This is a genomic window from Agrobacterium sp. LY4 (genome assembly GCF_001526585.1).
Lineage (GTDB): Bacteria > Pseudomonadota > Alphaproteobacteria > Rhizobiales > Rhizobiaceae > Agrobacterium > Agrobacterium leguminum.
The window spans coordinates 34387-60935 of the sequence record NZ_ASYA01000013.1 but is presented as its reverse complement, the minus strand read 5'-3'; the positions used below and the strand labels follow the sequence as shown (position 1 = coordinate 60935).

The window sequence follows — 26549 nt, the reverse complement described above, 5'->3', positions numbered from 1 at the left end:
TGTTAACCTTAAATGTCTTGCGGCGCGATGGGAATCGGGAGATAGTTTCGCAAATGATGGCCGCAAAGCCATTTTTTCGAAAGTGAAGACCTCCGGGAAATAGTTCGCAAAATGAACACTGAGCTGCAAAACAGGTTTGATATCGAGATCGCCCAGCAGGGGTCGAAGATCTCAAGCGCACTGCATATGTTACGCAGCCAGCAATACCCGCCCGACGCCCGTAAGGGATTGCGCAAGTTCCAGCTCGCGGAAGTCGCCGACTTCATTGGCGTGACGCAGACGCATCTGAGGCAACTCCATTCTGATGGCAAGGGCCCGGAGATCGAGGCGGTTAGCGGACGCCGGTATTATACGGCGGACCAGATGCTTGAGCTCCGGGATTATCTCGAGGCAAACAAGAAGTCCGACAAGCGCTACTACGTGCCTAGGCGCCGGGAAGGCGAACCGATGCAAGTTGTCTCAGTCGTCAATTTCAAGGGGGGTAGCGGCAAGACCACCACGGCCGCACACCTTGCCCAGTATCTTGCTCTTACCGGCCATCGTGTACTGGCGGTCGATCTCGATCCGCAGGCCTCGCTCACCTCCCTCTTCGGGATCCAGCCGGAGCTTGACGACACTGCTTCTCTCTATGAGGCGCTTCGATTCGATGACGAACGCAAATCGATCGCGGAGGTCATCCAGCCGACCAACATCCCGGGACTGGATGTGGTCCCGGCAAACCTGGTTCTCCAAGAATACGAATATGACGTGCCGCTGGCGATCTCGTCCAGGAAGGGCGAGGACGGTCGACTGTTCTACATGCGGATCGCCAGTGCCTTGAAGCAGGTCGATGACAAGTATGACGTGGTCGTCATCGACTGCCCTCCTCAGCTGGGGTACCTGACGATCACCGCACTGATGGCCTCGACAGGCATCCTCATCACCATCCATCCGCAGATGTTGGACATCATGTCGATGAGCCAGTTTCTGATGATGCTCGGCGGGATCATGGGGCCTGTCGCCGAGGCCGGGGCGGAGATGCGTGTGCAGTGGTTCCGCTATCTGATCACCCGCTTTGAGCCGACGGACATTCCCCAGACGCAGATGGTCGGGTTCATGCAGTCGATGTTCGCACAGCAGATGCTGAGAAACCACGTGGTAAAGTCCACTGCGATCTCAGATGCCTCGATCAAGAAGCAGACCCTGTATGAGGTCGAGCGGGGCGAGTTCGTCCGCGCGACCTACGACCGAGCAATGGAAAGTCTCAATGCCGCCAATGCGGAAATCGTTGAACTCATCCACGGTGTTTGGGGGCGAAAATGAGACACTTGTCAGCCGATTTTTTTGCCATTTTTCGGAGCGCGATTAATGGGTTGTCGCAGTTGAACGCTGATCCGGAGGCCGGCCATGTCGCGTGAAAATCCATTCGCCAAGCTGGATATGGCTGCCATCTCCGCGAGCCAGACGCCAACCAAGCCGGGCTACGGCATGACAGGAGCCGCCAAGACGGTTGTCCGCTCAATCGAGGATATGGCCGAGAACACCAAGAAGCTGATGGAAGGCGAGGTGATCGTCGATCTTGATCCGCGGCTGATCGATGCCTCTTTCGTTGCCGACCGTCTGTCCGACGATGGGGAGGAGTTTCAGGAACTGCTCCAGGCGATCAAGGAGTCGGGTCAAACGACGCCTATTCTAGTTCGCCCAAGCTCGACCGATGCCAAGCGTTACATGGTGGTGTTCGGTCACCGTCGTCTCAGGGTCGCCCGTGAGCTTGGAGTTCCAGTCAAGGCGATTGTCAAGAAACTCGACAATATCACTTCGGCGATCGTGCAGGGTCAGGAAAACGCGGCCCGCTCGAACCTGTCGTTCATTGAACGCGCCTATTTCGCTCAGAACTTGATCACGTCTGGAATGACCAAGGAAACTGTTCGGTCATCGCTCGCCATTGACGAGGCGATGCTGTCGAAGATGCTCGCAGTCGTCGAAGCGGTGCCAGCGTCCGTTATTCAGGCCCTAGGTGCATCGAAGAAAATTGGCCGTGACCGATGGCTCAGCCTCCGGCAGTTGATCCTGGCCCCTGCCCTCTCGAAGGTCGCTGTTGAGCATGCAGCGTCGGCCGACTTTCACGAACTCGCCGAGGCCGAGCGGTTCGATGCGCTCCACGACTATCTGAAGCGATACAAGGCCAAATCGGCTGCAAAAAAGCCCAAAGCCGCTACCGCAGCAAAGGGCTGGGTATCGTCGGATCGCTCTCTGAATCTCGCGATGACCGCCAAAGCAAAGAAGGTTGCCATCGAGCTCACAAATGTCGAAGCCAAGCCCTTCAGCGAATGGCTCTCTTCTCGCATGGACCGCTTGTACGAGGAGTACAAGGGGTTGAAGAACGAAACCAACGGAGACTAAACCGCAAAAGAAAAAGGCCCCCGAACGGCGAACCGTGGAAGCCTCTCTCGTCATCTCTAGCAGGATCGAGAATCGCATTTCCCGGAATCACAGTCAAGAGTCTTGGCGCCAGTTTGGTGAGCGGATTTCTTTTGCCTGAAGAAAGGTGAAAGAAAAATGCAGACGGGACATGTGACGACGCCCTTTGGGCGGCGGTCGATGTCGCTTGCCTTGGTCAAGGGCCAGATGGCGATTGCGGATCCTGATCCGGGCGTGCGGATTGAAAAATGGAAAGTGTTTCGCGATGTCTGCGAGGCGCGCGAACGCCTTGGACTTCAGGACCGGGCTTTGGCTGTTCTCGACGCGCTCCTGACGTTTTACCCGCACGGAGAGCTCGATACGAGCTGCGGGCTTGTCGTTTTCCCATCCAACGCGCAGCTATCCGTTCGAGCGCACGGGATCACCGAGACAACGCTGCGCCGGCAACTCGCCGCACTTGTCGATGCCGGCCTCATCCTGCGGCGCGACAGCCCGAACGGTAAACGCTACGCGCACCGCAACCGGGCTGGCGAGATCGAGCAGGCTTATGGGTTTGACCTGACGCCGCTGCTCGCTCGCGCCACGGAGCTCGCGTTGTTGGCGCAGGACGTCGCCGCCGAGCGCACTCGCTTCCGCCGTGCACGGGAGGCGCTGACGATCTGCCGTCGTGATGTGCGCAAATTGATCTCGGCAGCCGTGGAAGAGGGCGCGACAGGTAATTGGGACCAGGTAGAGTCTGAGTATGTCAGCATCCTCGCCCGCCTCCCGCGCCAGCCGAACCGGTCTCAGGTCGAGACTACGTTAGATGAAATGGAGCTCCTGCGGGGAGAGGTCCTTAACATCCTGGAAATGCAACTTAAAACGGAAGAAATGCATGGCAATGCCGTTCAAGATGACCGCCACATACAGAATTCAAATACCGAATCCATAAATGAACTTGAACCTAGCTCTGGGAAAGAGCAGGGCGGAAAGTTTGCGGACAAACCCCTGACGACGAATGAGCCGAATGAACCACGAAAGACGAAACGCGAGCTGATCAAAGCGTTCCCGCTCGGAATGGTTCTTCGTGCCTGCCCCCAGATCTCTGATTATGGGCCCGGCGGGCGCATCGGGCAATGGCGCGAGCTCATGAAGGCGGCCATCCTGGTGCGCTCGATGCTTGGCGTCAGCCCCTCTGCCTACGAGGAGGCGTGCAACGCCATGGGGCCGGAAAATGCTGCGGTGGTTATGGCCTGCATTCTCGAGCGGTCGAATTTCATAACATCTGCCGGTGGATATCTTCGGGATCTTACCAAGCGCTCCGAGCGCGGGGAGTTTTCGCTCGGCCCGATGTTGATGGCTCTTATGAAAGCGAATGGTGGCGAACAAAGGATCGCTTGATGCCCGAGTTCTCTTGTCAGCCGTTTTTTTTCGTTGTTTTCTTAAACGATACAATGAGTTATCAGTTTTGAACGCAGGATTTCCCTGGGAATTATGATAGTAACGTGAAAAGCTTATTACTTAGGGAAGGTTACCAGTGGAACGTTCTTCACCTGCTCCGGTGACAATGGAGGATGAGAAGTGGGCTCGAGCTGCGGGTGCGATTGAGGCCGCAATGGATAAGGCCGTGGCGCAGGGCCGCCGCAGGCGCGCGAAGGTGGAACGAGACAAGGCCAAAGCGCGCGCTGGTGCTGCCGATTATGAGCCTGGTATCGTGACCTTTATAGACGTTCTCGGCTTCCGTGCGATGCTGGCCGATCGATCTGCCGGTGAAATTCACGATATCATCCTCTCGCTGCGGGAAATCTCCACGCCCGAGGTCGAGCATTCTCGTCGCATGAAGGAAGTGCGTGTCTCCAGTCGCGCTTTCGCTGAGTCCGTTTCTGACGCTGTCGTGCGCGTTCGAGTTTTCAACACGCAGCATTCTGACGGAGCGTTTTTTCAAGAGCTGCTCGATCTGCTTCATATCCAGATCCAATGCATAAATCTCGGCGTCCTCATCAGGGCCGGGCTGGCAATCGGGAATGTTCACGTCGGCCTAAATGGCACCGGCCCTGTCTTCGGCCCCGCAATGGTCCGTGCATATGACATTGAGAGTGGAGAAGCGATCTATCCGCGCATCGTCATAGACGACGCAGCCTACGAACACTTCCTCTCCGACGTCCGTCTTCACAACGAGAACCACGATCTGGAGGAGGAAGCCGAGTACGTACACCGACTTTTGCGTACAGGGGAGGACGGGACACGCTTTATCGACTATCTCGGTGCGAGCGAGGATGAGCATGATGCGTTTGAGGACTATGTTGCTTTCTTGGACCGGCATGCAGCGCTAATTCGGCAAAACCTTGCGGAGGCCTACAAGGCGTCGATCAGAAGAAAATATCTTTGGCTCGCTCGCTACCACAACGATATCGTCTCAGAAATTCGTTCGCGATTTGGCGCCGGCCAGCTGTCCGCAGCGAATTTCCTCGCTGTGGTAGGAAAAGAGGCGACTGTTGTCCTCGACGAACTCATCGTCCGTTACTAATCCAGCCGTTTGCAGGCATCTATTGGGCTACCGCTTATCTTAGTCAGGCCAACAGAATATTTCTGGGCAATATTGTCGCCTCAGCTACAAAGGTGGTGTTGAAGTGTATGCCCAATGTCGGCAAATTCAAACGCACTGAAGTTTGGGAGGGTGAGTGTGGCGTTTAACAGAATTATTAGGGGGCTTGGCTGGCCCGAAGCGCCTCACGGCGAGATCGATTTTCCTTCTGATCGTGTGCCTGAAAACTTCTCTCACCCAGAGCTCGCTCTTTTGCCCACTCTGTTCATGGCCGAGGGCCGAGAGCAGAGTGATCTAGCTCGCGTTGGTTCCATGCAAGTGGTTGGACAATCAAACAATGCCGTGCGGCTGCGGTATCAATATGACACCGCGGTACCCATCATTACCCAAGACCGACTTGAGCGAGTAGCGACCGAGATTGGTCTCTCAAGTCAGGGCAGTGGCAGGAACCGCTTCGACTGGACACACACCCGATGGAGCGTGCAGGAAGGCGACCTCTATCGCACGGTGGTTCGTCTGTTGCTCCATAGTTCTTCTGCCAATTCGCCGACCGTCTTCAGTGTGTCCACACCAAGTCGCATCGATCCTCTACAGGCGTCAGCGATGATGCCATTCAGCGCTGGCTTCACCGCCGTTTACGAAGCGATTGTGGGGGCTGCGAATACTGTGGGAATGAGATGCAATCGTGCCGACAACATTTGGGAGCATCACACTATCATCCAGGACGTCGTGTCACTGATTGATAGATCCAGGGTCGTGATCTGCGATCTGTCTGGCCGCAATCCCAACGTTTTCTATGAAGCCGGAATATCCCACACGTTAGGTCGGGAGGTCATCCTTATTACTCAGCATGCAGACGACGTCCCATTCGATTTGCGTCATATCAGGTACATCACATACCTCAACAACGCCGAGGGGTTGGAGCAACTCCAGCGTCAGTTGTCGGATCGAATGCGAACGATCCTTCGCGGCTAGCGTTCAGCAGCCCTTGCCACGGGATAAAGGGCTTGCCGCTGTCAATATGAACTAGAAATCAAACACATACTTTGTGCTCATTTGGATCATGCCTATCCTTTTCTGCAATATTGCCTGGATGAAAAACTATGGAGGGCGCGATCCTGCCGACCCACCTAAGGGTGGAGGTCGTTATGTCGTTTCGGAAGGCATCGCCGGCGAGGAGCTCAACTTTGTCGCCTGCGACGACGGCTACGTGTACGGCCATTTCGAGACGATCAAGGATGAGCTCGACCGCCAGGTGAAAGTCGAGCGGCTTGGGACCACGTCAGGGGCCGAGTATGCCGACAACGTTAACGTTGTCTGGACCGCCCCAATCGACGGCAACGATCCAAGGTGCGTCGTTGGATGGTATCGGAACGCGCGCGTTTATCGACGCCGCCAGCTCTTCAACGACATCTATCCATCGGCACAGCACGCCGAAGACGAGCTAAGGAGTTTCCGGGTCCGAGCTAGAGCCGACGATGCCACCCTGCTTCCATTGAAGGCGCGAACTGAGACGCTGCACCTCCGTCGTGGAGCGGGGTGGAGCGGTCAAGCAAGCTGGTGGTATGCGGAGGACACGGAAGATCGGGATGCGCGGGCTTTCGTTGAACTCGTGCGGCGTATGATGCGAGGCGATGAACCAGAGTTCGCGCGGCGGCCGGCGGCGAGCCGAGCCAAGTACCGTGCCGGGCAGGCGACATCTCATGCGCATTCGCGCTACCTGGAACGCCACGAGATCCAGATCAACCCTAGGCACCGTGAGCTTGAAGACCGGTTCAAGAGATTTGTTCGCCGCAGTCTGAAGGACGTCACATTTCCTAAAGCGTTCCGTGATGACCTTCGTTTCGTGGGAGCAAACGGGCGAGCCGTGATAGTGGAGGTAAAGCCAACCGAACCCTCGACTGTCCGCTTCGCCATCAGAACAGCAATCGGACAACTTCTCGACTACCGACAGCACCAAGGCTGGATCGGAGACCAGTTGATCGTCGTGGAGACAGACGTTGTTAATGCTGATGATAAGGGCTTGGCACACGAGAACGGGTTTGGACTAGCGTGGCCAATAGATACGGACAATTTCCATGTGATTTGGCCCGATGGAAGTACTGGGCTGGTGCGGCGCTCGCAAAGGAGACAGAAAGGATGACGAGACAAGGAACGCCATGAGTTCAATAGGGGCATAGTCGGCGTGAGATTGCAGGAAGGTTGCCTAAACTTAGATGTAAGGATTTTTGGAATATCTCAGGCTTGATATCCGACGTAGGTCACTGAGAGGCAATTAGGTGGCAAGACGACCAAGACATTTCGGCCCTCCGACCGACCAAGAAAGGTGGGACCTGGCATCGGTCACAATGCAGATGCGCATAGATGTCGTCTCAAACATGGAGGCAAACACCCCAGTCCCGGTTTACTTCGCGAATTTAGACCATATGGAAGCCTACTGCGAGGGGAACGACCTTGTCATCGATGAGATCAGGGGTGTGAAGTTAAAAGATGCGGCGTTGATACGCCATGAAGGCACACGCGTTGGCTACGGACTTGTGTGGGTGAATGCTAAGACGCCGCAAAGGGAGGTGCGAAAGGGATGGTGCATCACATTGCCGACGCGTACCATCTCCAACCGGAGGAACTCTCGCCTGTCGACGCTGACCACGTAATGAACCGGGCAAGCCTCGCCAAAGTTCCTGCTTCTTGGGTAGCTGTGATGCCGGTATTTTATGAGGTAAATCAACGCACTGGTTTCATCTTTGAGAAGGGGCTGGAAGTTGATACCTCGCGATCAAAACTCCACGCCAATCCTCTCCAGTTGTTCAAAATTCTCTCCGACATCTGGCCAAAATCAGTCTCCGAGTTCGAGGATGCCATGCAGAGGATAGAGAGCCAACATCGATTAGCGCACCTTACTCCAAACATCCGCGAATGGATCAAAGGCGGATTCCCGTTTGTAACCCAATAGAGGTGCCAGGCGCTCAAAAGGCGAAAAATGCAAAACAAAAGTTCAGGAGGTTTTAGGATTATGAATATTGTCGAGCATCCCTTCCCGGGAGCTCCTAAAATGGAGGAGCTGCAATATCGCGTGTTCCCCGAATCGTTGGAGAATGATCCGCTGGTGCTTTTTCACGCTACGCTTCCAGCTGACTACGATGAGATTCTTCTAAGCGGCTTCAAGACCGCGGCTCAACTTGGAAAATCCAACGGCCTCGCGTCGGTATCGTATGCAAAACAAAGCTCGACCGCATTGGGTCATATAAGGAACCGACACAAAAACCAAGAAGTGATTATCATAGCTGTTCAGTTCCAAAGCCTTGTTGCTCGGCAGGGCATAGTTGTTAATACAAGCGATATTCATGTTTATGATGGGACCCAGCCCGCTATCATTGGGTTTTGCAGGGTGCCGAAGGACTATTTATTTGTGTGAAGTAGGCTGGCAGCGACTCTCGCGACCATCCGGCTGTCCCGGGTAGGCCGATCACAACATTCGAGCGGCCCGTCCACTTCGTCGCGTTGCACTGTTGTAGTAAGCTGAAGCCTGCTGAACCGAGCGATGGCGCGACTGTTCCATCGCCTCTGGAAGAGGAATCCCTCGATTGGCGGCCTCCGTCAGATAGCCCGATCGCAGTCCGTGCGCGGAGAACTCCCCACTAGCCAGCCCGGCCATCTCTGCCCGCTGCTTGAGGATGGCATTGACCGACTGCGGGTCGAGCGCCCGCCGCGAGACCGTTCCCCAGCGCCCGATTCCTCGGAACACGCTGCCCTTGTCGATCTTTGCCGCCGCCAGCCAGGCATTCAACGCCTCGACAGGCCGGCCTGTGAGATAGACGACGTCGTCCTGCTCTCCGGTCGCCGTTTTGGTGCGACCCAGATGAATGGCCAGAGAGGCGAGGGGAGGGCCGCCGGTTACCTCGATCGGAGCTTCCACGGTCAGCTGCTCGACGCGAAGTCCGGCGATTTCGCTGCGCCGGCGGCCGCCGGAGGCAAAGGCGACCATCAGGATGGCGCGGTCCCTGACATCGCGCAGGCTGTCGGTCGTACAGGTCGTCAGCAGTTTTGCGAGCACGTCTGATGTCACTGCCTTGGCGCTCTTGCGGCGCCGCGTCCGGGGCACGGCACGGACGGCCAGACGAATGGCGGATTTGAGGGCAGGGGAAGCGAAAGCCCCATCGAGGCCGCGCCATTTCGTGAGGGTTGACCAGTTCGCCAATCGGCGGCGCACGGTGGCCGGCGCGTGTGGGCCGGTGGATTTTAGAAACCCTTGGCGGCGGAGGCTGTCGTCGACGTTATCCGGCATGCCGTGATCCGGATCGGCCACGCGTTGCTCCGGATCCCAGAGATGATGAGCGACGAATTTCAGCAGCAGCGCCTCAGGGGCCGGCCAGGGAAGATATTTTCCGGTGGCCGCCAAGCCCCAGGCTTCGAGATAGGCGAGGTCGGACGTGAGGGCCCGCAGCGTATTGTCGCCCATGCCCTGGTTGACGAGATGGCGCAGCGTCTCGACGTCTTGGTCGGTCAGCAGCTCGGCGAGCTCGTCGCGGCGTTCGAGCGGCAGCACGGACGCGATCGTGTCGAGTTCTTCCGATCGACGTTCGGCGGCAGACTTTTGCAAGGACGGCATTTTGGCTCCGGATGGGGCGGATCGAGGGCTTTGAGGAGCCGTGGCGAAAGGCCACCTTTTCTGATTTGCGCCGGGAAATCAATCTACCATCGATAAACGTTGGTTATCGATGGTAGATGTGTCCACCTGAACTCGTACCCGGTAATGAACTCTAACCGCCTCTTAGCTTCCGTTTGACGCGTTCTTAACCTTAATTTCAATGGCTTACGCTCTTGCCAAATTGGCTACCAAAGCTCTGGTTCGGGAAAGCGTGGGCACTCGGCGGCCGTTCGCCAAGCGTGACAGTTAAGCCGAGCAAGGGGCCAGAAGTTTTCAAGCGTCCCAACCGAAGAGGAGAGCGGCGGACTGAGATGATCGTCGTCGCCAAGCCCAACCGATCGCGGGGGTGATGCCAGAACGACAGACCGAGCTTTGGACGATTAACATCTAAAATGTCAACGGCCATTTGCGTTTGACCCGCCTTGAGGGGTATGGAGTCAAACTGTCCCCAAAGAAAAGACAAGTTACTGATGTCAACGATCGACTATCACTACCAAACCATGGGCCGGATCCTATCCCACCTCATTCAGCAGGGTTTCAAGCGCGTCGATTTTGAGGCGTCTGACGCTATGGACATCATGACGGAGCGGCATGGCGACGAAGAGGAAGTACTTGAGACGTTTGCCGACGTGCTTCATTGGATGAGGGACGAGGGTCTTATCCGTGTCGGCAGCGTCCAAGAGTATGACGGCGGCTTCGCCTTCTCGGGCGTGCAACTCACATCAAAAGGGGTCGCGGCTATACAGGCCAAGCCTAACGATCCCGAGCTTGGTGAGAGTATCGAAAAGATGGTCAACGACAATGGCTCCCTTGACGCGTCCGCCTACACGAAAATCGGGTCGTTCGTTGGTGGCTTGATTGGCGGAGCGGCACAGGCGCTTTCGGGCTGACGAAAATGCTTTTTGCGCGTCGCCAGATGGTTCAGCGTCCCACATGTTTAGCGGCTGATCTCGTTTCGTGAGCCGGCCGTGTGAGGTTCTGACTTGGTCTTCGATATCATGGTGGTGGCGCCGTGTATGGCCCTGCCGATTTGTCACATATGATTATGAAGACATCGTAGTCAGAACTTAAAGTTGGGCTGGCGAGCGTAGGTCGATGAGTGTGAAATTGTACGAGGCATTTTATCGTTGGCTGTGACCGAGATAGAACGAATTGTCGGTGGTCGAGCCGTGGGCCGCGTTGAACGTGGTTCCGACGGCTACTATGCCTGCCATCATTTTGGTTCGAATGTGGATCCGGTGTCTTATTCGAGCTTGGACGATGTCGCCGATTTCCTTCGAGCCTGTCCACGAAGCGGGGTCCGCATGAATCCGGGCTGGAAAAAGATCTCGCGCAACATCTATATCGATGGCGTATTGCTACGCTGACCTCGAAGCAACGCGGAAACGGGCGCGATGCGAGCAGACGTCAGCCCAGCAGGGTGCGCAAGTTAGACACGATAACCTTAGCCATCGCATCCGGCGAGAGCCCGAGAAGATTGGCCACAGCACTCGCGACAAGTCCAACGTCACTCGGTTCTGCGGGACGCCCGTCCTGTTGGGTAAAAGGCCCATCAGTCTCAGTGAGGAGGCGATCCGGGGGCAAGCTCCCAACCAGTTCGCGACCGCGGTCCGTCCGCATCATCTCGGCATTTATCGAGAAATAGCATCCAAGCGCGGCCGCTCGGCGAGCGTCGCTGTTGCTGCCGGTAAACCAATGAAGCACGACGCTCCCGCGCTCGCGAGGGAGATAGGCTTCGATCATGTCCAGAACCTTTGGCGCGCTCCTCACGCTGTGGACGGTTAGTATCTTACCGCCGGCTTCAGCACATCGTTCGAGGATACGCTGGAACACCTGCTTCTGGGCCTCGAACGACCTGTAGAAACGGGGCCCTGCGTCTAGGCCGACCTCCCCCACGTATCGCGTTTCGGACAGGTGGCGCTCCCATAGGGACAACTCGCCCGCACGTTCCGCGACGAGCTGGGGATGCAGACCCAGCGCGGCGCGGACGTAGCGGGTGTTTCTTGTCAGTTCGTGGTTGCGCGACCACGCTTTTGGCGTTGTCGTCACGGTCAAAGTATAGATCCGCGCAGCTTCGGCTCTTGCAACGGCTGCCTGATGATCAGGATAAAGATCGAGGTGACAGTGAAAGTCTACGCCCCTGATCAATGATGTCTCACTCATCCGGGCCGCGTCCTCACGCCCGTCAGGAACTCTCCTACTTCCTCGAGCCCTCGTCGATAGACCTCCGCAAGCGCGGCTTGGCGCTGCGGGGATTCGTCGAAGAGAGGTCCGGGCTTATGGATCAGGATCGGCGCCAGGGCTGGCCGTCCGCGCAGGCGTTCGATGGCGAGCTGGAACGAACGAACCTGCACGCCTTCCGACTGGCGGGTGTCGAGCGCACGGGCGTTGAGATCAGGCACGGTATAAACCGTAGGATCGGTATGCGGGCGCAGCGCCTTCAGGAGCGCGGCGCGTCGTATCAGGCAGGGTAGGCAGTAGCCACAGTGCTGCGTGCCGTGGCCCTGCCATCTGCCTTTCGTGGGTGAGGCGCAGGAGAGAGACGACGGCGTGAGCCGCCGAAGAAGCGCGGCATTGGCGCAATCTTCGGCCATCTCGCCTTTCGTCCGGTCCCAATAAGGATTTTCGATCTGACCTGGGATGCCGAGCGCATTCAAGGCATCGTTCCATCGGGCGATGTAGAAGGGATGCGTCGTCCGGGTGCTCAACGCGCCGAGCCGCAGTGGATCGAGGGGCACGTTGACGGCGATCAGTCCATTCTCCGGCACCTTGAGCGTGAAAGTCCTTTCTAGCCCCGTGCCGGCGAAGATACCCAGAGCGAAGAAGAGGAAGGACCTTCCCCTGGTGGTATTCTCGCCAGCCGAAGCTCGGACGAAGCCGTCGGGAAAGGCCATCCACAGGCGGAGCCGATCGAAGGCCCTGCCGCGGTAATTCGCTTTGAGGGCCTCAAAGATCGTGGCCTGTGCCTCGCTGGTGGCGCCTTCGCCCGCATGGCTGATGAAGAGGGGCGTGCGGCCTGCCTCAAGTGCATCGATGGCGCCGATCAGGCTGTCGAGACCGCCGGAGAAGAGAGCGAGGTCATCAAACGGAGCGCCTATAAGCCGCGCCGGCGGTGTAGGCGCCACAGACGCAAAGCGTCGAGGCCGCGCCCGAAATCCCAAAGACCAACGATCGCCTGTCAAGAAATTTAGTAGCCGCACGAAGATCGGCGCAGCTGCCTGCCAGCGATCGGGCTCAGCCACCGGGACGATGAGCCGCAATTCGCGGGTCCACCCGTCTTGAGACTCACTGTCGCGTGAAACACGCGTGTCGGCTGCATGAACGTGCGCCGCGAGCACCAAGAGATCGACGCCGACCTCTAAGGGGAAAACGCCGAGGCGTGACAGATCGGTCAGTGCGCGTCCGATGCCGTGGCCGAGGAAGTGCTCGCCGACCACCAAATCGAGAAGGGTTTCCTCCTCGCCGTCGCCAAGCTGCATCCGACTGAGGTCGCCAGGACCGTAGCGGCCGGTGATCAGGTGTCGTCTCATGCGTCCTCCGCCTCCGCATCGCCCATGATCTGCAGGATACCGAAGGCCTGCTCGTAGATGCGCCCGACAAAGGCGAGCACGCGATCTGGAGTCAGCGCCGCCGCCGCCGCTCTGGCGGTCGTTAGGGCGTCGGCAACGCCTCGCCTGATGAAGTCGTTGAGCTGCGCCTGGACCTGCGCGGCTTCCCGGCTGTCGTTGGGCAGGGTCACCGTTCTCGCCCCGATGTCATTGCACAGGCGGGCTTCGATCGCGTTCGTTGCGTAGAGTTCGAAGACTGTTTGCATTTGCTCGGCGGTGAGGCCGTCCAGATTGGTGATGCCGGCACCGGCGAGGTCGGCGATCGTTTCAATGAAAGCTTCGCGCGCGATGCCTTCGTCGATCGAGCCTCCGTCCGGGCAAACATAGTCGGCGAGGCCGAGAAAGATCTCCTCAATGGGCCGACCCGCCAGGCCATCGAGGTTGAGGGCGCGCAGAGCTTCGGTGGCGCCCCGTGCGACCGCGTCGGACAGGAAGCCGAGCAGACGGCTTCCCGCTCCACGCGCCGATCCCATCCTGGCTGCAGCCGTCCGCGCGCCGCCGGAGGATGAACCCACATAATGCGAGACGGCGCGGCCGAGACTGCGGCGGTCGTCGCCTCCCGAACCTGCGAAGCGCGAGAAATTATTGCGTGCGGCCGAGAAGCGTGTCGGGTCGGCTATTGGTGGGACGGGAGGTCTGACGGGAGGTGCCGGCTGAGTGTCGGTAGGGGTTCCGTCGGCGGGAGCACCATCTGCCGGCTGGCCCGCATCGGGTGGTGCACCGTCGGGCGCGGCCGGCGGCGCGCCCTCGTCGCCGAGCCAGCTTGGAACGAGCGGGGTGCCGCCACCTTGGCCGCCAAACGCACTGGAAGTTCCCATCAGCGTCCTCCCTGCCGGGTGCGCAGGACGCCGTCGGCCACGGTCTTCAACATGAGCCCGCCTTCCTTGCTCCATGTCTGGAGAAGGCGATCGAAGCGCTGAACAGCATCACCATCCTTGAGAACCCCCTCCCAGCCCTTGCAAGCCCACGGGCCGAGCCGGTCTCGGGGCAGCGCATCGAGGAAATCGATCAACTCGCCCTGGAGGGTGGGATGCGCCCTGATGAGCACCGCAAGTCCAGCCGCGCCCGGGGGCTCGGTTTCAAATGCGTCCGCGCCGACGATACGACCACGCACGGCTTCGAACACCTGCGCCGCCTCCGGCGGGGCGAGCCGCTTGAGATCGGCCTCAAGGCCCTGAACGGCGAATTTGCCGCCGAAGAGTTGCTCGACGACAGCGGCCAGGTGCCCAAGCACAGACGCCGCGCCGAAATAGTCCTTCCGATCCTTCGCCACGAACAGATAGGGGCGGAGATCCTCGTCTCCGATCATTGTGGGGACCGTCGCCCAAGCCTTGATAGCCGGGGAAGAGAGCCACTCACCGAGCATAGCGCTTTCGGACGCCTTCACGGCTTCGAGCTTGGGGGCGGCGGCCTTCGTGACTTCGCCGTCCTTGCCAGCGGGCTTCACGGGTTTCGCCTTTGGCTTGTCGTCGTCCTTTGCGGTGGCGGCGGCTTCCAAGGCCGCCAGGTCGGGACATTTGCCATCGGGCGCGGCGGCCGCCGCGGCGGCGATCTGGTCGAAGAGGCGGGGGATGAAGCGCTCGGCGAGCATGAGCTTCGCCAGGACGGGTAGCTTCACATCGTCGCCGAAGCCACGCGCTTCGGCCGTCCGCTGGCGCAGGACGAGGGTGTTTAGGAAGCGCTTGATCTGACGCGGGTTACCCTTGGTGCCGCTGGCGAGGATCGGTCCGATCTGGTCACTGAGGGCGAGCGCGTTGTTCGCACGGGTCGCCTTGTCACCGAGCGCGGTTCTCACCGAGGCCGAGTCCAGCGCGCCCGACTTCCATGGGCGCTTCAGGCGCTCGCGCGCGACGCCGATCAGGGTGTTGAACGCCGGATCGTTGTCGCCGAGTTCGGCGCCGACGAGCAGCAAGGTCACGTAGATGCGTGTTTCCGTGTCGCCGAGAGCCGGGATGCGGAACGGGACCTGGATCAGCTTTTCAAGATAATTGCGCGCATAGGTCTGCGGGCCGGTCGTATCCGGCAGGTCCGGGAAATGCTTACGCACGGCATATTCGATCATCGCCTCATCGGCGGCCACGACGAACGCCGTCCGCGATGTGAAGACGAAGAGGCGGACCGCTTCCAAAGTCTCGATTGCAGTGTCCGGGAGGCAACGGTCGAGGTCGTCGATGAGGACGACGAGCTGTTCAACACCGGCCTTTTCCAAGAGGCCGTCGAAGGCTTTTCGGAACGCGTTGATCTCCTCGGGAACGTTTGCGCTCTCCCCATCCTTTTCCTTCAGGAGTCCTTTCACGCCGTCGATCGCCGACTGGACGTTGTCCTTGGTGGCGAGCTTCGCCGGATCGGAGAGGAATCCCTCGAGCGTTCCGACGATCGCGCCGATCTGATCAGGCGTCGGGATGCCCGTGAAGGCGGTGAAGGCGAGGCCGCCGGCCTTCTTCGCGACCTTGAGCCAGTCGATGCTGCGGAAGACGTCCTTTACGGCTTCGCCTGCCTTGGTCAATGCCGGTCTCTTCTCGATCAGGCCGGTGACTATCCCCTCGATCAGCGCGATCTTGGCATCTTCGAAACCCTGGAAGCGCCATCCGTTGAACTTGAGGCAGAGCACTTTTGATTCCGACTCGAAGCCGGCCTCGATCATCTCGAGCACGCTTGATTTGCCGGCGCCCCAGTCGCCATGCACGCCGATAGTCACCGGCTGGTCTGGCCGGTCCCGCAGGAGCTTGATGATCGTCGTGGCTATTGCCTCGTTGTTGAGGAGATCGACCTTTGTTTCATTGTCCGTCAGGATCATCGGCTCCCCCCGTTCTGATCAAAAAGCTCCCTCACCGAGATGAGAGGGCGGCCCGTCTCCGCGGCCCTGCGCACCTTGCGTTCCAGGACCGTCTTGAGAGGTATCTGGCGGTCCAGCGCGTCGTAGATATCGCGGCCATCCATGCAGATGAGCCGTTTGCCCGAGCCGAATGCCGTCAGCCCATCAGGGGTGAAACCGTTGTAGCTGACGAAAAGCCCGCGCGCCCAAGCAGCCTTCTGATCGAGCTTGCCGTGGAAGACATGGAGGTCGGCGACGCCCGTGGGCGGGGAACGCCACTTCGCCTCAAGCAGGTAGGTTTCATCCGCCAGCAGAAAACTGCCGTCTATCTGTTCGCCGGTGTTCCGGAACGGCTCGCGCGCCTTCAGGCCCGCCACCTCGAAGCAGCGTCGAAGGAACCCCTCGAAAGCGTAGCCGCGCTCGTGCGGTGCCAAGGACTCGACTCGAACGAGTTCGTCTCGCAGTTCTGTGAGAAGACGCCGGTTAAAAGCCGGCTGCGGCTGATCGCCCGTGCCGCCGGAATGCTGTCCAGTGAGGCGGCCAAGAAGCGTCAGGTATCGACCTTCAGCATTGAGGATCGGTTCTTGTTGTCCCGTGCGCGCCAACCACTCCGTGCGATGTTCCCACAGCGCTTGCAGGGTACGGGCGGCGGTTGTGTCATCGATCTTCTGAAGGAAGCAGCGCAGCCGCTTTCCCTTGGAGCCGCCGTGCTCGGCGTAGATCGGATCATCGATGTCGACATCCAACTCGGCGGCGAAAAATTGCGAAAAACTCGAATCCGAAAAATCCAGCACGTAGCCGCGGCCTCGGACGAAGTCGAAGAGGTCGTCAATCAGGCGCAGGTCGATAGTTCGTAATGAGCTAATGGCCTTTCCTCCCAGCCCGTGGCCTTCTGCTATCGGTTTGTCGTTTCCTGGAAAGCCGCAACCTTCGCAAGTATCTCGTCGAACGAAGGCGGGCTGTCATCGAACATCATGGGCGCCATTGCCCTGTAGTCGGCGCGCAGATCCTTCAGCCGGTTCTCGTCGGGAAAGAGCCGCAGCGTGCCCGGACGGGCGGTGTTGTAACTAGCCCAGCCGGACCGAAAAAAGGTGGCCTTGTGCTTGGCCACCTGCGCGAGAAGCTCGACATCGGTGGCAGCGGCTTGGCCTTCGTCCGTGGCAAGCAGCATGGCGAGATCATAATAGTGCCGCGAGAAATATTGTGGTGTCGGCGAGTCGGGTGGGCGGTGCGCCTCCGCATGAAGTGCGGTCGCTTTCTCCCAGAAGGTCCGCCGCGCGGAGAGTACAGTTACGCTTGTGTCGGGCAATTCGAAGAAGTCGGGATAGTCGTCGGCCGCATACGGGCGAATAACTTTCTCCTCGGTGGGCCAGGGATCGCCGCGCGCGCCGAGTTCGAGCTTCACGCGTGGCGTGATGTAGGCCATGCCCGCATATTCGGCGGCGGGCAGCGCCGTCGGATAATGGAAGTTGACTGTCTGCGCCTCGTCGGGGTCGATTTCCAGCGACCACGTGCCGTGGGCCGGTTCGCCAAGCTGTTCAACGATCGCTGCGCGGAGCGCCGGAAGCAGCTTCTCGGCAATGTGCTGTTCGACGTCGCTCACAAGGGCTTCGATGAGTTTGTTCGCCTGTTTCTTGCTGATGCCTTCTTTCTCGGGATCGCGGTCACCGGTGTAACCGAGATCCGCTCGGTCGAAAGAAAGGTCGATATCTTCGGAAAACCGGCGTATGGCCCCGAAAGCCTTGGAGAGCGACGTGCCGCCCTTGAAGACGAGGGTGGCCGCCGTCCCTTTCGGCAGCCTGAATAGCCGCTTCAGGGTCCAGCAGACCCAGAAGTCCTTTTCGATGATCGTATTTGCGACTCCTCGGCCGGCGCCCGTTTCGCCAAACAGAGCTGCCCGATCAGCGGCCGGAAGAAGAGCCACCTTATCCATCGATTTCCCCCGACGCTGCGTTCGCGATCGAGACGAGCGTCGGCCGCATCCAGGCAGGCGCTTGGACAGCAGTGGATGCGAGCTTCTTCTTTTCGCTAGCCGACAGACGACGCGAGGCGATCTGCGCAACGTCGCGGGCACGTACCGCCCCAACGTGACGCAGGGCCTGTACAACTGTGCCGGCAGCGCTCCCCGGCGCGATGAGGTGCTTGGGCGATGCGTGACGCAGATCGACTACGCGCTTACCCAATACGACACGACGGGAGGGGCCATCGGTCAGATAGGTGCTTTTTGCCGGTACCTGGGTGGAAAGACCGAGGGCATTGGCTGCGCGCGCTCCTGCAATCTGCACCCGCGATCCTGTCTCCCGTGCCAATGCCTTTGCGACATCGTCTGGGGCCGGGGAGAGAGGGCCGAGTTGCGGATGAATCTTCGGAAAATCGTACAGGCCTCGCGCCAGGCGCCGGAGCTTGCCGTTCTTGACGAGTCTGGAGAGCGCCTGATCGACGGCCGCGCGCCCGGCGATGTCCAGAAAGTCACTCGGCGTGAAAACGCTGCCTCGCCCGCCAGCGCGGGAGCGCCTCATGATTTGATCCGGTACTGATGTCGTAGCGCTTTTCATATGTCAGAAAATAAGCCATTTTTTTCTGACATTCAAGCCTGCGTTGACGTTTCGGTTGCGGACCGAATCTTGTATTCAAACTTTGGTCACATGAGCCTGCACGCGAAGCAGAGCCACGCGCTCGCTAAGGGCAGACGGTTGCTAAGGTTCTAGCTCTCTCGATTGCGATCGACCGGGCTGCGAATTGGCCGCGCCATCGCTCTGGCGAGACAGCAATCAAAATCTATTGCAAACTTCAGTTGTACACGCGAAATGTTTTATCGGGCTTTAGAGGGGGCATTCAAGTCATGGAATCGCTGATAAAAGACAAGTACATTGAAGGGTTCAAGGAGTTGCTTTCCAAAACCGGACGACAAGAGAACGCCATCCAGGCTTTCCTCGAGCAACATACGACCTTTCTGCCGACCCCCGGTTTGCTCAACCACCGTCTTCACCTGAACAGCATCATTTCGAAATTCCCGATCGGCGAGCGAATTGCTGATTACGCCTATCTGACGAAATCGTCAGACGAATGGAAACTCGTCCTTGTGGAACTCGAAGACGCCGGTAAGAAGCTCTTTACCCAATCCAGTAAGCATGTCGGCTTCACCGCGGAGATGAATGACGCGATCGCTCAGGTCGACGTCTGGCGGGAATTTTGGAACGAAAACCGTCGCCCGGTTCTGGACTCGCTCGAATATCTGCTCGTTCCGCCCGGCATGCGGCGGAACGCCGTATCACTCGAATGTGTCCTGGTCATCGGGCGGTCAGCCGAGAAAGACAACAACGACGCGAGGCGAAAGCGCTTGGCCGCGTTGCGCGCCGACAAACAGATCCAGGTCATGACCTACGACACGATCCTGCGTGCAGTAGGCGCCGGCTTCGGCGAGGCGCGCGCGATACTGACGAAAACCGGCGCTGGCTTCCGCCTGCGCTCCGTCGAAGGACTACCCAACAACCTATTCACCTATCTCTTGCCAGAGCATCTTTCTGTAGATCCGGCTGCCGAAGCTGCTCTGCGGGCTGAGGGATACGACATGGATGCGTGGTTTGCGAACTACCCCTTGATCGTCAATGAGAAGTGGCCGGATAGGGGCGCTTGGAAGCGTGCCGAGGAAGCAGGGATGCATCCCAATGTCGTTCGGCTGCTCAAGAGCTCGGAAGAACGGCGACGGACATCGGGATCAGCCACCTGACGGTGCACTAGCTTCGTTCAAAGACAGTCGATTATGCAGTGGGGGTAATGTGGGAAACTCGGGATCGCGCTGGCTCCGGTGGGAGCCTCATATTCATGCTCCGGGAACGGTGCTCAATGACCAGTTCAAAGACTCAGACACCTGGGAGCAATATCTTTCGAAAATCGAGGCGACCACGCCAACGATCCGCGCGTTGGGTGTGACCGACTACTATCTGCTTGATACCTATGAGCGCGTTCGCGATGCGAAGCACCGCGATGGACGTCTTCCGGGCGTCGATCTTGTATTTCCGAATGTCGAGCTGCGTCTGGCTTTCGGCACGGTGAAGGGCAACTGGGTTAATTGCCATCTCCTTGTCAATCCCGAGGATCCGGATCACATCGGCGCCACACAGCGGTTCCTCTCACAGCTGACCTTTGAATATTCCGGAGACAGATTTGCCTGTACGCCCGACGAACTGGCGCGACTCGGCTCGAAGATAGATCCAAGTCTGTCCGGCCGGGCGGCGCTCGCCCGAGGGGCGACTCAGTTCAAGGTCAGCTTCGAACAACTGGCCGAACTGTATCGCGCCATCGACTGGGCAAAGAACAATATCCTCATTGCGGTTGCCGGCAGCGAGCATGACGGGACGTCAGGAATGCGGGGGGAGGCTGAGGGCGCGCAAAGACAAGAGGTCGAGCGGTTCGCGCACATCATCTTCGCCAGCAGCGCCAGCCAACGCGATTTCTGGCTGGGTAGAAAGGCAAGCGCGAGTTCCGATGAAATCCGGTCCCGCTATGGAGCTCTGAAGCCATGCTTGCACGGCAGCGACGCCCACGAGACTGGTAAGGTTGGCGCACCAGATGGCGATCGTTACTCCTGGGTCAAGGGCGGAGCGCATTTCGATTCGTTGCGCCAAGCAGTGATCGACCCAGCAGGGCGCGCCTTCGTCGGGGCCGCGCCTCCCATTCGGGCGACGCCGTCGCAGGTAATTTCCCGCGTCACGATTCGGGATGCCGTTTGGGCGGCGACGCCAACGATTGAACTCAATCCCGGCCTAGTCGCGATCATCGGCGCCCGTGGATCCGGCAAAACCGCTCTTGCTGACGCCATCGCTGCCGGCTGCGATGCGGCCTCCGAACATCTCAGTCCCGCTTCCTTTCTCGTTCGCGCCGGCGAATTGCTGGGCGGTGCCAGTGTTCAGCTGGATTGGGGGAGTGGCGATCCTTCAACGCGGGAACTGCTCGACTATGAATACGATCCGGAACTGGACGGTCGATTTCCTCGGGCACGATATCTTTCACAAAAATTCGTCGAGGAACTTTGCTCGGCCGATGGCATAACCGATGCCCTGCTCAGAGAGATAGAGCGAGTAATCTTTGAGGCGCACCCCGAGAAGGACGGGACATTCCGGTTCGATCAGCTTCTTGAACTGCGCGCCACTCGCCATCGTCTCGCCCGCCAGCGCGAGGAAGACGCCATCGGAACCCTGTCGGATGAAATCGGTCTTGAGCGCGAGAAAAGGCGCCAAATTCCGGGCCTCAAGCAACAGCTCACCCAAAAGGAACAGACGGTCAAGGGCTTAGAAGCGGATCGGGACAAGCTCATTGTCAAAGGCAGCGAAGCGCGCGCCGACCGCCTCACCATCATTGCCAACGCGGCCGAGAAGGTACGTTCCTACCTCCGCTTCTTCGCAAATCAGGAAACTTCGCTGCTCGCCCTACAAGATGAGGTGAGAGCTTTCCGGCAGAATAAGGCGCCAGAAGCGCTTCGCCAGACTAAGGCGAGCTTCGTTGCAGCTCGGTTGGATGATGCCGACTGGAAAGCGTTCCTTCTCGAGTATCATGGTGACGTCGATGCAGCCCTTGCCGCAAGGATCGACACAGCCCGGAAGAACGCGGCGTCATGGCGCGGTGTCGCCCCGGCGGCTCTGACCGATCCGAACCAGTCATACTTGTCGGCAGATGCCGATCCCGAGAAGCTGCCACTCGCAATTCTTGAGGCAGAGGCAGCGCGATTACAGGCGCTCATCAACATCGACACGGAGACAGCGAAGAAGTTCGGCAACCTCGTGAAGCGGATCGCCGAAGAAAATACGCAGATCGAGAACACGCGCCAAAGCCTTGCCGATTGCGAGGGGGCTGCAGAGCGTATGGCTGAGCTGAGCAGGCAGCGGCGGGAAACCTACCTTCGCGTGTTCGGATCAATCATCTCCGAAGAACAGGTCCTGCGCGACCTGTACCAGCCATTGGTCGACCGCCTTCAGAAGGCGAAGGGCACGTTGCAAAAACTTTCCTTTTCCGCAAAACGGCATGCCGATGTGAAGCAATGGGCTTCGCTTGGCGAAAAGCTTTTCGATCTTCGCCGCGCCGGGGATTTCAAGGGCAAGGGGACGCTCGAACAGTGGGCGAACACGAATCTGCGGAAGGCTTGGGAGGAAGGGGACGTCGCTGCAGTTGATGAAGCAATCCAACGCTTTACCGAAGCTTGGCAGGATGAGCTCCTCGCTGTCGCCAACGTGGCGTCCAATGATCAGGCCGCCTATCGCGCCTGGCTGATGCGTTTTGCAAAATGGCTGTTCAGCACTGATCACATTCAAATCGCATACGGCATCGACTATGAGGGCACGGATATTACAAAGCTCTCTCCGGGTACGCGCGGCATTGTCCTGCTTCTGCTCTATCTCGCGCTCGATGAAAGTGACCATCGGCCCTTGATCATTGATCAACCAGAAGAAAATCTCGACCCGAAATCGATCTTCGACGAGCTCGTGAGCCTGTTTATTGTTGCCAAGATGAAGCGGCAGGTCATCATGGTCACGCATAACGCCAATCTCGTCATCAACACGGACGCGGACCAGATCATCGTAGCAAGCGTCGGCACCCATACGCCCGGGCAGTTGCCGCCAATCACTTATATCTCAGGCGGGCTCGAAGATGCCGACATGCGCACACAGGTCTGCGACATCCTGGAAGGCGGCGAGGAAGCCTTCAAGGAGCGCGCGCGGCGCTTGAGAGTGAGGCTGGAGCGGTGAATTGGCGGGAGGTAGACGTGGAACCGAAGAGAGCAATGTTCAAGAGACGAGGATCTCGCGAACATTGCCCAGCGAGTGCCGGCTGCACGAGGGATGCGTATGGACGAGCGTGATGTCGGCACGATAGGAGAAAACCAGTTTCTCAGCTGGTGCCAGCCAGAAGGATTTCGCGCCCAGAAGTCTGCGGTCGACAGATTAGGTTGGGACTTTCTTCTCGAACGGGATCCGGCGCGGGCGCTTGACCGGCCACTCGACGGACAAAACGAACTCGCGAAATTCTTGGTGCAGGTCAAATCGACGGATCGGGCAGGGGAGGCACCCCGCATCAAGCTTTCCGCGCTAAAGCACCTCGTCGACGCCGACCTTCCTGCCGCGATCGCCGTGCTTGAATTTGGCGGCGGAAGCAGATTGCCGACGCGCAACCTGATTGTTCCGGTGGATGAGGTAATCATCCACAAAACACTGCGTAGGGCCAGAAAAGAGGAGGCGCGCGGCAATCGCAAGCTTCACAAGATAACCGTTCCCGTACCCGTGGATCGCGCCATCGAATTGGGCAATGCCGGCGAAGGATTATCGACCGCCCTCGATGCTATGCTTGGTGGTGGGCCATACTCTGATTATATAAAAACAAAGATCAATCAGCGCCAGACGTGTGGATTTCAAGACGGCGCGGTTGTTGGGAGGTTCTTTGTTCCAGGTGAGGACGCGCGCGATAAGATTCACAACCTATTCCTGGGCAAACGACGGGTGATCGATGTCGAGCATCTGACCGTAGAGCGTCGGCGGTTTGGCATTGCTCTCGACAATGATACGGATTTCTTCCGAAGCGCGGTCCTCGAATTCGACGCCCCGCCACTCATGGCTGCCTCAATTGAACTCGAAGATATCGAGGACGGGAGTTGGACAAGGTTTCGAGTCAACACGTATGTAGTGCCGCCCTTCGTAGAAGGTGGAGAGAAAGCTCCAATTCGGCTTGCGAACAACTTTTTTGAGGTGAATCTCGATTTCGAGAACGAGCGAGCAGATATTTTTTTCGACTATGATGGATCTCGCTCCGTCGGGTTGGATGAGGCGGTTACGATAATCGAAGTGGGGGCGATACTGGCGCGCCCGAAGAAGAAACTGAAAATCGAGATCGGATCGGCAACTTTGGAACTGCCTGTTGCAGAAGGCGACGAAGGGCCGTTCCGTAATTGGATTCCGGCTGCTCCTATGCTTCGCCGTATGGTGTCTGCGATCGAACGGCACAACAGGACCAGCGAGCCCCGACTTATCCTGGCCGACTTCTATGACTGGATAGAGCAACGCCAAGCCCTCCTGGCGTTAGGCTCAACTCCAGGTGCGAACCTCTTCATCCCGCGCTGGGAAGAAGATGGTATCGTAGATTCGCAAGACACTCTACTCGCACCTTTAACGCTGGAACTTGCCGGTGCCCAATATACTACATTGATCGAGGTACCCATCGAGACCATTGAGCGCGGTGATCGGGAATTCAGCATCATTGGCGGCCAGCCGCGAGTGGTCGATGACATCGCCCGTGCGGTAGGGGCCAGTACCGAGGACTTCATAGATAGGACTGTAGGAAGATCGAAACGCGAGCGCAGAGCTACCGGTCCCGCACTTGTTGCCGCGGCATTTGAAAACTGGGCTATCGGCTCGACATTGAGCCCGGCGCGAGAATTGTAATGAAATAATTAAGCAGTTCGCCCGCTTAGCATGAAATCCCCGCGGCGAAAGAACCAGTTCACGCGCAAAATCGGGACCAGATCATCGCCAACTCGGAAAAGGGTATGGTCCGTGGCTCGAGCCGCAGCGCCGACAATTCCACCCAGTCGGGTAGGCCGGCCGCTTGACCATAACGGCCAACCTTAGGCGCGGCCGGAAGAATGTTCGGTAAGCGTTAAAGTAGGCTTTCCTGCTCAATCGGCTCCCCCGACTTCGAAACTATCGTCGACCCATACGGCTCACGAGACAAAATTATCAGCGCATCGTTCGGAAGCGGGCGGGCAAGCTCCTTTGCCTCGTCCCAAGGCGCCCGCATCCAGATATCGGTTTCCTCCTTCGTCAGCAGCAGAACGGGCATGGCCTTCTCGTGGATCGGCTTTACGAGATCGTTGGGATCCGTGGTCAGAAAACCGTAGAGATCGTCGGTCGTGAGCCCGTCCCTGACCTTCCGGACACTCTGCCACTGCGGGACATGGATGCCGGCAAAGAACATCAGCGACTTCCCCTCATCGCGAGCAAACCAGGCATTGGGTACATTGCCACCGTCCTGTTTGCTCGCCGGATCCGGTTCGGCGAAGCTGGTAACCGGGACGAGGCATCGATGTTCGACGCCGAACCATCGCGTCCAGTGCGGGAAATTTAACTTCCGCACATTGGTTGTGCCGCGGTCGGCCTCCATCCGGATCAGTTCCTCAAGATCGAAGGGCTTACCCTTAGCCGCGAGCTTCTCGGCCTTGGCTTTAGCTGCTTTCTCGAGAGCGAAACGCGGCGAGGGTAGGCCCCAGCGCGCATGTATGAGCTTCTTCTTGCCGTTAGCCGTGTTTCGGACAATCGGACCCACCTGGTCGGGGTTCATTTGATAGGCCGGCATCAGGTTGATCAGGCTTTCGGCGTCCTGGGCCCATTTCGAGACCCAGTCCTTGTCTTCCATCCGATAAAGATTACACATGCTGGCCATCCTCCGCTTTGACCGGACGCAGTATGTTCACGGCATCGCGCACGCTTCGCTAGTCGAGTTTGTAAACGTCGGCATTGTCCTGCCGTTCCCGCAAGCCTTTGTAGGAAGCGTGTCGCAATTTGCCGTCTCCGGTCCACGCCCGAAACTCGATTTCGGCGATCAAAGTCGGCTCGACCCAGACAATATCTGCCTTTCCGGCATAGGGCACCGGCGGCTGCTTTCGTTTCCAGCGCAGCTTGTCCAGCATCTTGCGCAGCCTGGTCATCTCGGCCTCTTTGAAGCCCGTGCCGACGTTTCCGACATGGACCAACTCATCACCGCGATAGCCAGCAAGCACCAGCGAGCCGAAGCCGGCGGGCGACGCCGTCGATGGCTCATAGCCCACCACCATGAAGGCCTCGCTCTGGACGCATTTGATCTTCACCCAGTCCCCGGTCCGGCCGGAACGATAGGGCTGATCGAGATGCTTGCCGACAATGCCCTCAAGTCCAAGGCTGCAGACATGCTCAAGCAGGACATCAGGGTCGGCCTCAATCGTTTCCGAAAGGCGGATGGCGCCGTCTTTGCCATCGAGCGTGTCCTCGAGAAGATGTCGACGCGATCGGTATTCCATATCTCGAAGATCATGGCCGTCCAGATAGAGGAGATCGAAGGCGTAGAGGACGGCATCAGACGCCCGGGTGCCAGCTGTCTTGCCGGAAGCACCCAGGGATTGCTGCAGCAGCCCGAAATCCGGCCGCCCATCGTCATCGAGAACAACGGCCTCACCGTCGAAGATCATCGTCGCCGGGCCGAGCGCCCGGGCGGCCTGTTCGATCGCCGGAAACCGATGCGTCCAGTCATGGCCGCCACGGGTGAGGATCCGGACGCCCGTCGGCTCGATATGGACAGCCAGTCGATAGCCGTCCCATTTCAGCTCCCAGCTCCATTGGTCGCCAACTGGAGGATGCGCCTTCAGTTGGGCGAGCGCCGGCTCAACGCGATCAGGCATGGGATCGAACAGAAGCTGTGGCTGCGCCGGGTTGCGCTTCCGACGTGGCTTCGAGCGGATCGGGGCTTCGGCATCACGAAGAAGCGGCTTTGGTCTCGGGGGCTTCGTCATGCCGAGAGTTCAGCACAAAAACCTTA

At 58.7% G+C, this 26549-nt stretch carries 23 protein-coding genes; 13 read left to right on the top strand and 10 right to left on the bottom strand.

Annotated features, from left to right (window positions below; genetic code table 11):
* Nucleotides 1-111 precede the first annotated feature (111 nt).
* From repA to L904_RS13910, 8 genes are all read left to right on the top strand, one after another.
* Nucleotides 112-1302 carry a plasmid partitioning protein RepA gene (gene repA / locus L904_RS13950; protein ID WP_035264662.1) on the top strand — a complete coding sequence of 397 codons (1191 nt, stop codon included), beginning with the start codon at nt 112-114 and terminating at the stop codon, nt 1300-1302.
* An 84-nt stretch (nt 1303-1386) separates the two neighbouring features.
* Nucleotides 1387-2382: a plasmid partitioning protein RepB gene (repB, locus tag L904_RS13945; protein WP_035264659.1), complete on the top strand. Its 996-nt coding sequence runs from the start codon at nt 1387-1389 to the stop codon at nt 2380-2382.
* A gap of 156 nt (nt 2383-2538) precedes the next feature.
* Nucleotides 2539-3780, top strand: a complete 1242-nt coding sequence (gene repC / locus L904_RS13940) for a plasmid replication protein RepC (protein WP_035264657.1) — start codon at nt 2539-2541, stop codon at nt 3778-3780.
* Nucleotides 3781-3916: 136 nt separating this feature from the next.
* On the top strand, nt 3917-4906 hold the full coding sequence (locus tag L904_RS13935) for a hypothetical protein (protein WP_245285061.1): 990 nt from the start codon (nt 3917-3919) through the stop codon (nt 4904-4906).
* A gap of 156 nt (nt 4907-5062) precedes the next feature.
* Nucleotides 5063-5899 carry a hypothetical protein gene (locus L904_RS28400; RefSeq protein ID WP_245285060.1) on the top strand — a complete coding sequence of 279 codons (837 nt, stop codon included), beginning with the start codon at nt 5063-5065 and terminating at the stop codon, nt 5897-5899.
* Nucleotides 5900-5987: 88 nt separating this feature from the next.
* On the top strand, nt 5988-7067 hold the full coding sequence (locus L904_RS13925; protein WP_035264783.1) for a hypothetical protein: 1080 nt from the start codon (nt 5988-5990) through the stop codon (nt 7065-7067).
* A 438-nt stretch (nt 7068-7505) separates the two neighbouring features.
* Complete coding sequence (locus L904_RS13915) at nt 7506-7877, top strand: hypothetical protein (RefSeq protein ID WP_155272909.1); 372 nt, start codon at nt 7506-7508, stop codon at nt 7875-7877.
* A 60-nt stretch (nt 7878-7937) separates the two neighbouring features.
* The gene (locus tag L904_RS13910; protein ID WP_035264648.1) at nt 7938-8339 is read left to right on the top strand and encodes a hypothetical protein; all 402 of its coding nucleotides are present in this window, start codon (nt 7938-7940) and stop codon (nt 8337-8339) included.
* 51 nt (nt 8340-8390) lie between these two features.
* Here L904_RS13910 and L904_RS13905 read toward each other — a convergent pair whose 3' ends face one another.
* Nucleotides 8391-9533 (bottom strand): site-specific integrase, encoded by a 1143-nt coding sequence (locus L904_RS13905; protein WP_035264645.1) that lies wholly within the window; start codon nt 9531-9533, stop codon nt 8391-8393.
* Nucleotides 9534-10042: 509 nt separating this feature from the next.
* On the opposite strand from L904_RS13905, the gene L904_RS13900 reads away from it, so the two are divergent.
* Together L904_RS13900 and L904_RS13895 are read left to right on the top strand one after the other, a co-directional pair.
* A complete protein-coding gene (locus L904_RS13900) occupies nt 10043-10462 on the top strand; it encodes a hypothetical protein (protein ID WP_155272908.1) in 420 nt (139 codons plus the stop codon).
* A gap of 237 nt (nt 10463-10699) precedes the next feature.
* Nucleotides 10700-10939: a hypothetical protein gene (locus tag L904_RS13895; RefSeq protein ID WP_155272907.1), complete on the top strand. Its 240-nt coding sequence runs from the start codon at nt 10700-10702 to the stop codon at nt 10937-10939.
* 40 nt (nt 10940-10979) lie between these two features.
* Here L904_RS13895 and qatD read toward each other — a convergent pair whose 3' ends face one another.
* From qatD to L904_RS13860, 7 genes are all read right to left on the bottom strand, one after another.
* Nucleotides 10980-11735: a Qat anti-phage system TatD family nuclease QatD gene (gene qatD, locus L904_RS13890; RefSeq protein WP_035264639.1), complete on the bottom strand. Its 756-nt coding sequence runs from the start codon at nt 11733-11735 to the stop codon at nt 10980-10982.
* Nucleotides 11732-13102, bottom strand: coding sequence for a Qat anti-phage system QueC-like protein QatC (qatC, locus tag L904_RS13885; protein WP_035264637.1), 1371 nt, complete (start codon nt 13100-13102; stop codon nt 11732-11734). The genes qatD and qatC overlap by 4 nt, the downstream gene beginning before the upstream one ends.
* The gene (qatB, locus tag L904_RS28395) at nt 13099-13998 is read right to left on the bottom strand and encodes a Qat anti-phage system associated protein QatB (protein WP_035264634.1); all 900 of its coding nucleotides are present in this window, start codon (nt 13996-13998) and stop codon (nt 13099-13101) included. Before qatB ends, qatC begins: the two co-directional genes overlap by 4 nt.
* Entirely contained in the window at nt 13998-15977 is a 1980-nt protein-coding gene (qatA, locus tag L904_RS13875) for a Qat anti-phage system ATPase QatA (RefSeq protein WP_035264631.1), read from the bottom strand. Before qatA ends, qatB begins: the two co-directional genes overlap by 1 nt.
* A complete protein-coding gene (locus tag L904_RS13870; protein ID WP_035264629.1) occupies nt 15974-16789 on the bottom strand; it encodes a restriction endonuclease in 816 nt (271 codons plus the stop codon). Before L904_RS13870 ends, qatA begins: the two co-directional genes overlap by 4 nt.
* A gap of 101 nt (nt 16790-16890) precedes the next feature.
* Complete coding sequence (locus tag L904_RS13865) at nt 16891-17928, bottom strand: nucleotidyl transferase AbiEii/AbiGii toxin family protein (protein ID WP_035264626.1); 1038 nt, start codon at nt 17926-17928, stop codon at nt 16891-16893.
* Nucleotides 17921-18514, bottom strand: a complete 594-nt coding sequence (locus L904_RS13860; RefSeq protein ID WP_035264623.1) for a DUF6088 family protein — start codon at nt 18512-18514, stop codon at nt 17921-17923. The genes L904_RS13865 and L904_RS13860 overlap by 8 nt, the downstream gene beginning before the upstream one ends.
* A 323-nt stretch (nt 18515-18837) precedes the next feature.
* Between L904_RS13860 and L904_RS13855 the strand changes: the two genes are divergently transcribed.
* The 3 genes from L904_RS13855 to L904_RS13845 all read left to right on the top strand — a co-directional run bounded on the left by L904_RS13855 (nt 18838) and on the right by L904_RS13845 (nt 24424).
* Nucleotides 18838-19725 (top strand): Shedu immune nuclease family protein, encoded by an 888-nt coding sequence (locus L904_RS13855; RefSeq protein ID WP_059778243.1) that lies wholly within the window; start codon nt 18838-18840, stop codon nt 19723-19725.
* A gap of 49 nt (nt 19726-19774) precedes the next feature.
* A complete protein-coding gene (locus tag L904_RS13850; RefSeq protein WP_035264621.1) occupies nt 19775-22738 on the top strand; it encodes a TrlF family AAA-like ATPase in 2964 nt (987 codons plus the stop codon).
* Between the two features lie 99 nt (nt 22739-22837).
* Complete coding sequence (locus L904_RS13845; RefSeq protein ID WP_059762527.1) at nt 22838-24424, top strand: hypothetical protein; 1587 nt, start codon at nt 22838-22840, stop codon at nt 24422-24424.
* Between the two features lie 214 nt (nt 24425-24638).
* On the opposite strand, the gene L904_RS13840 is transcribed toward L904_RS13845, so the two are convergent.
* Both L904_RS13840 and ligD read right to left on the bottom strand, forming a co-directional pair.
* Nucleotides 24639-25412, bottom strand: a complete 774-nt coding sequence (locus tag L904_RS13840; RefSeq protein WP_059762529.1) for an SOS response-associated peptidase family protein — start codon at nt 25410-25412, stop codon at nt 24639-24641.
* 58 nt (nt 25413-25470) lie between these two features.
* Nucleotides 25471-26523: a non-homologous end-joining DNA ligase gene (ligD, locus tag L904_RS13835; protein WP_035263496.1), complete on the bottom strand. Its 1053-nt coding sequence runs from the start codon at nt 26521-26523 to the stop codon at nt 25471-25473.
* Between the last annotated feature and the right edge of the window lie 26 nt (nt 26524-26549).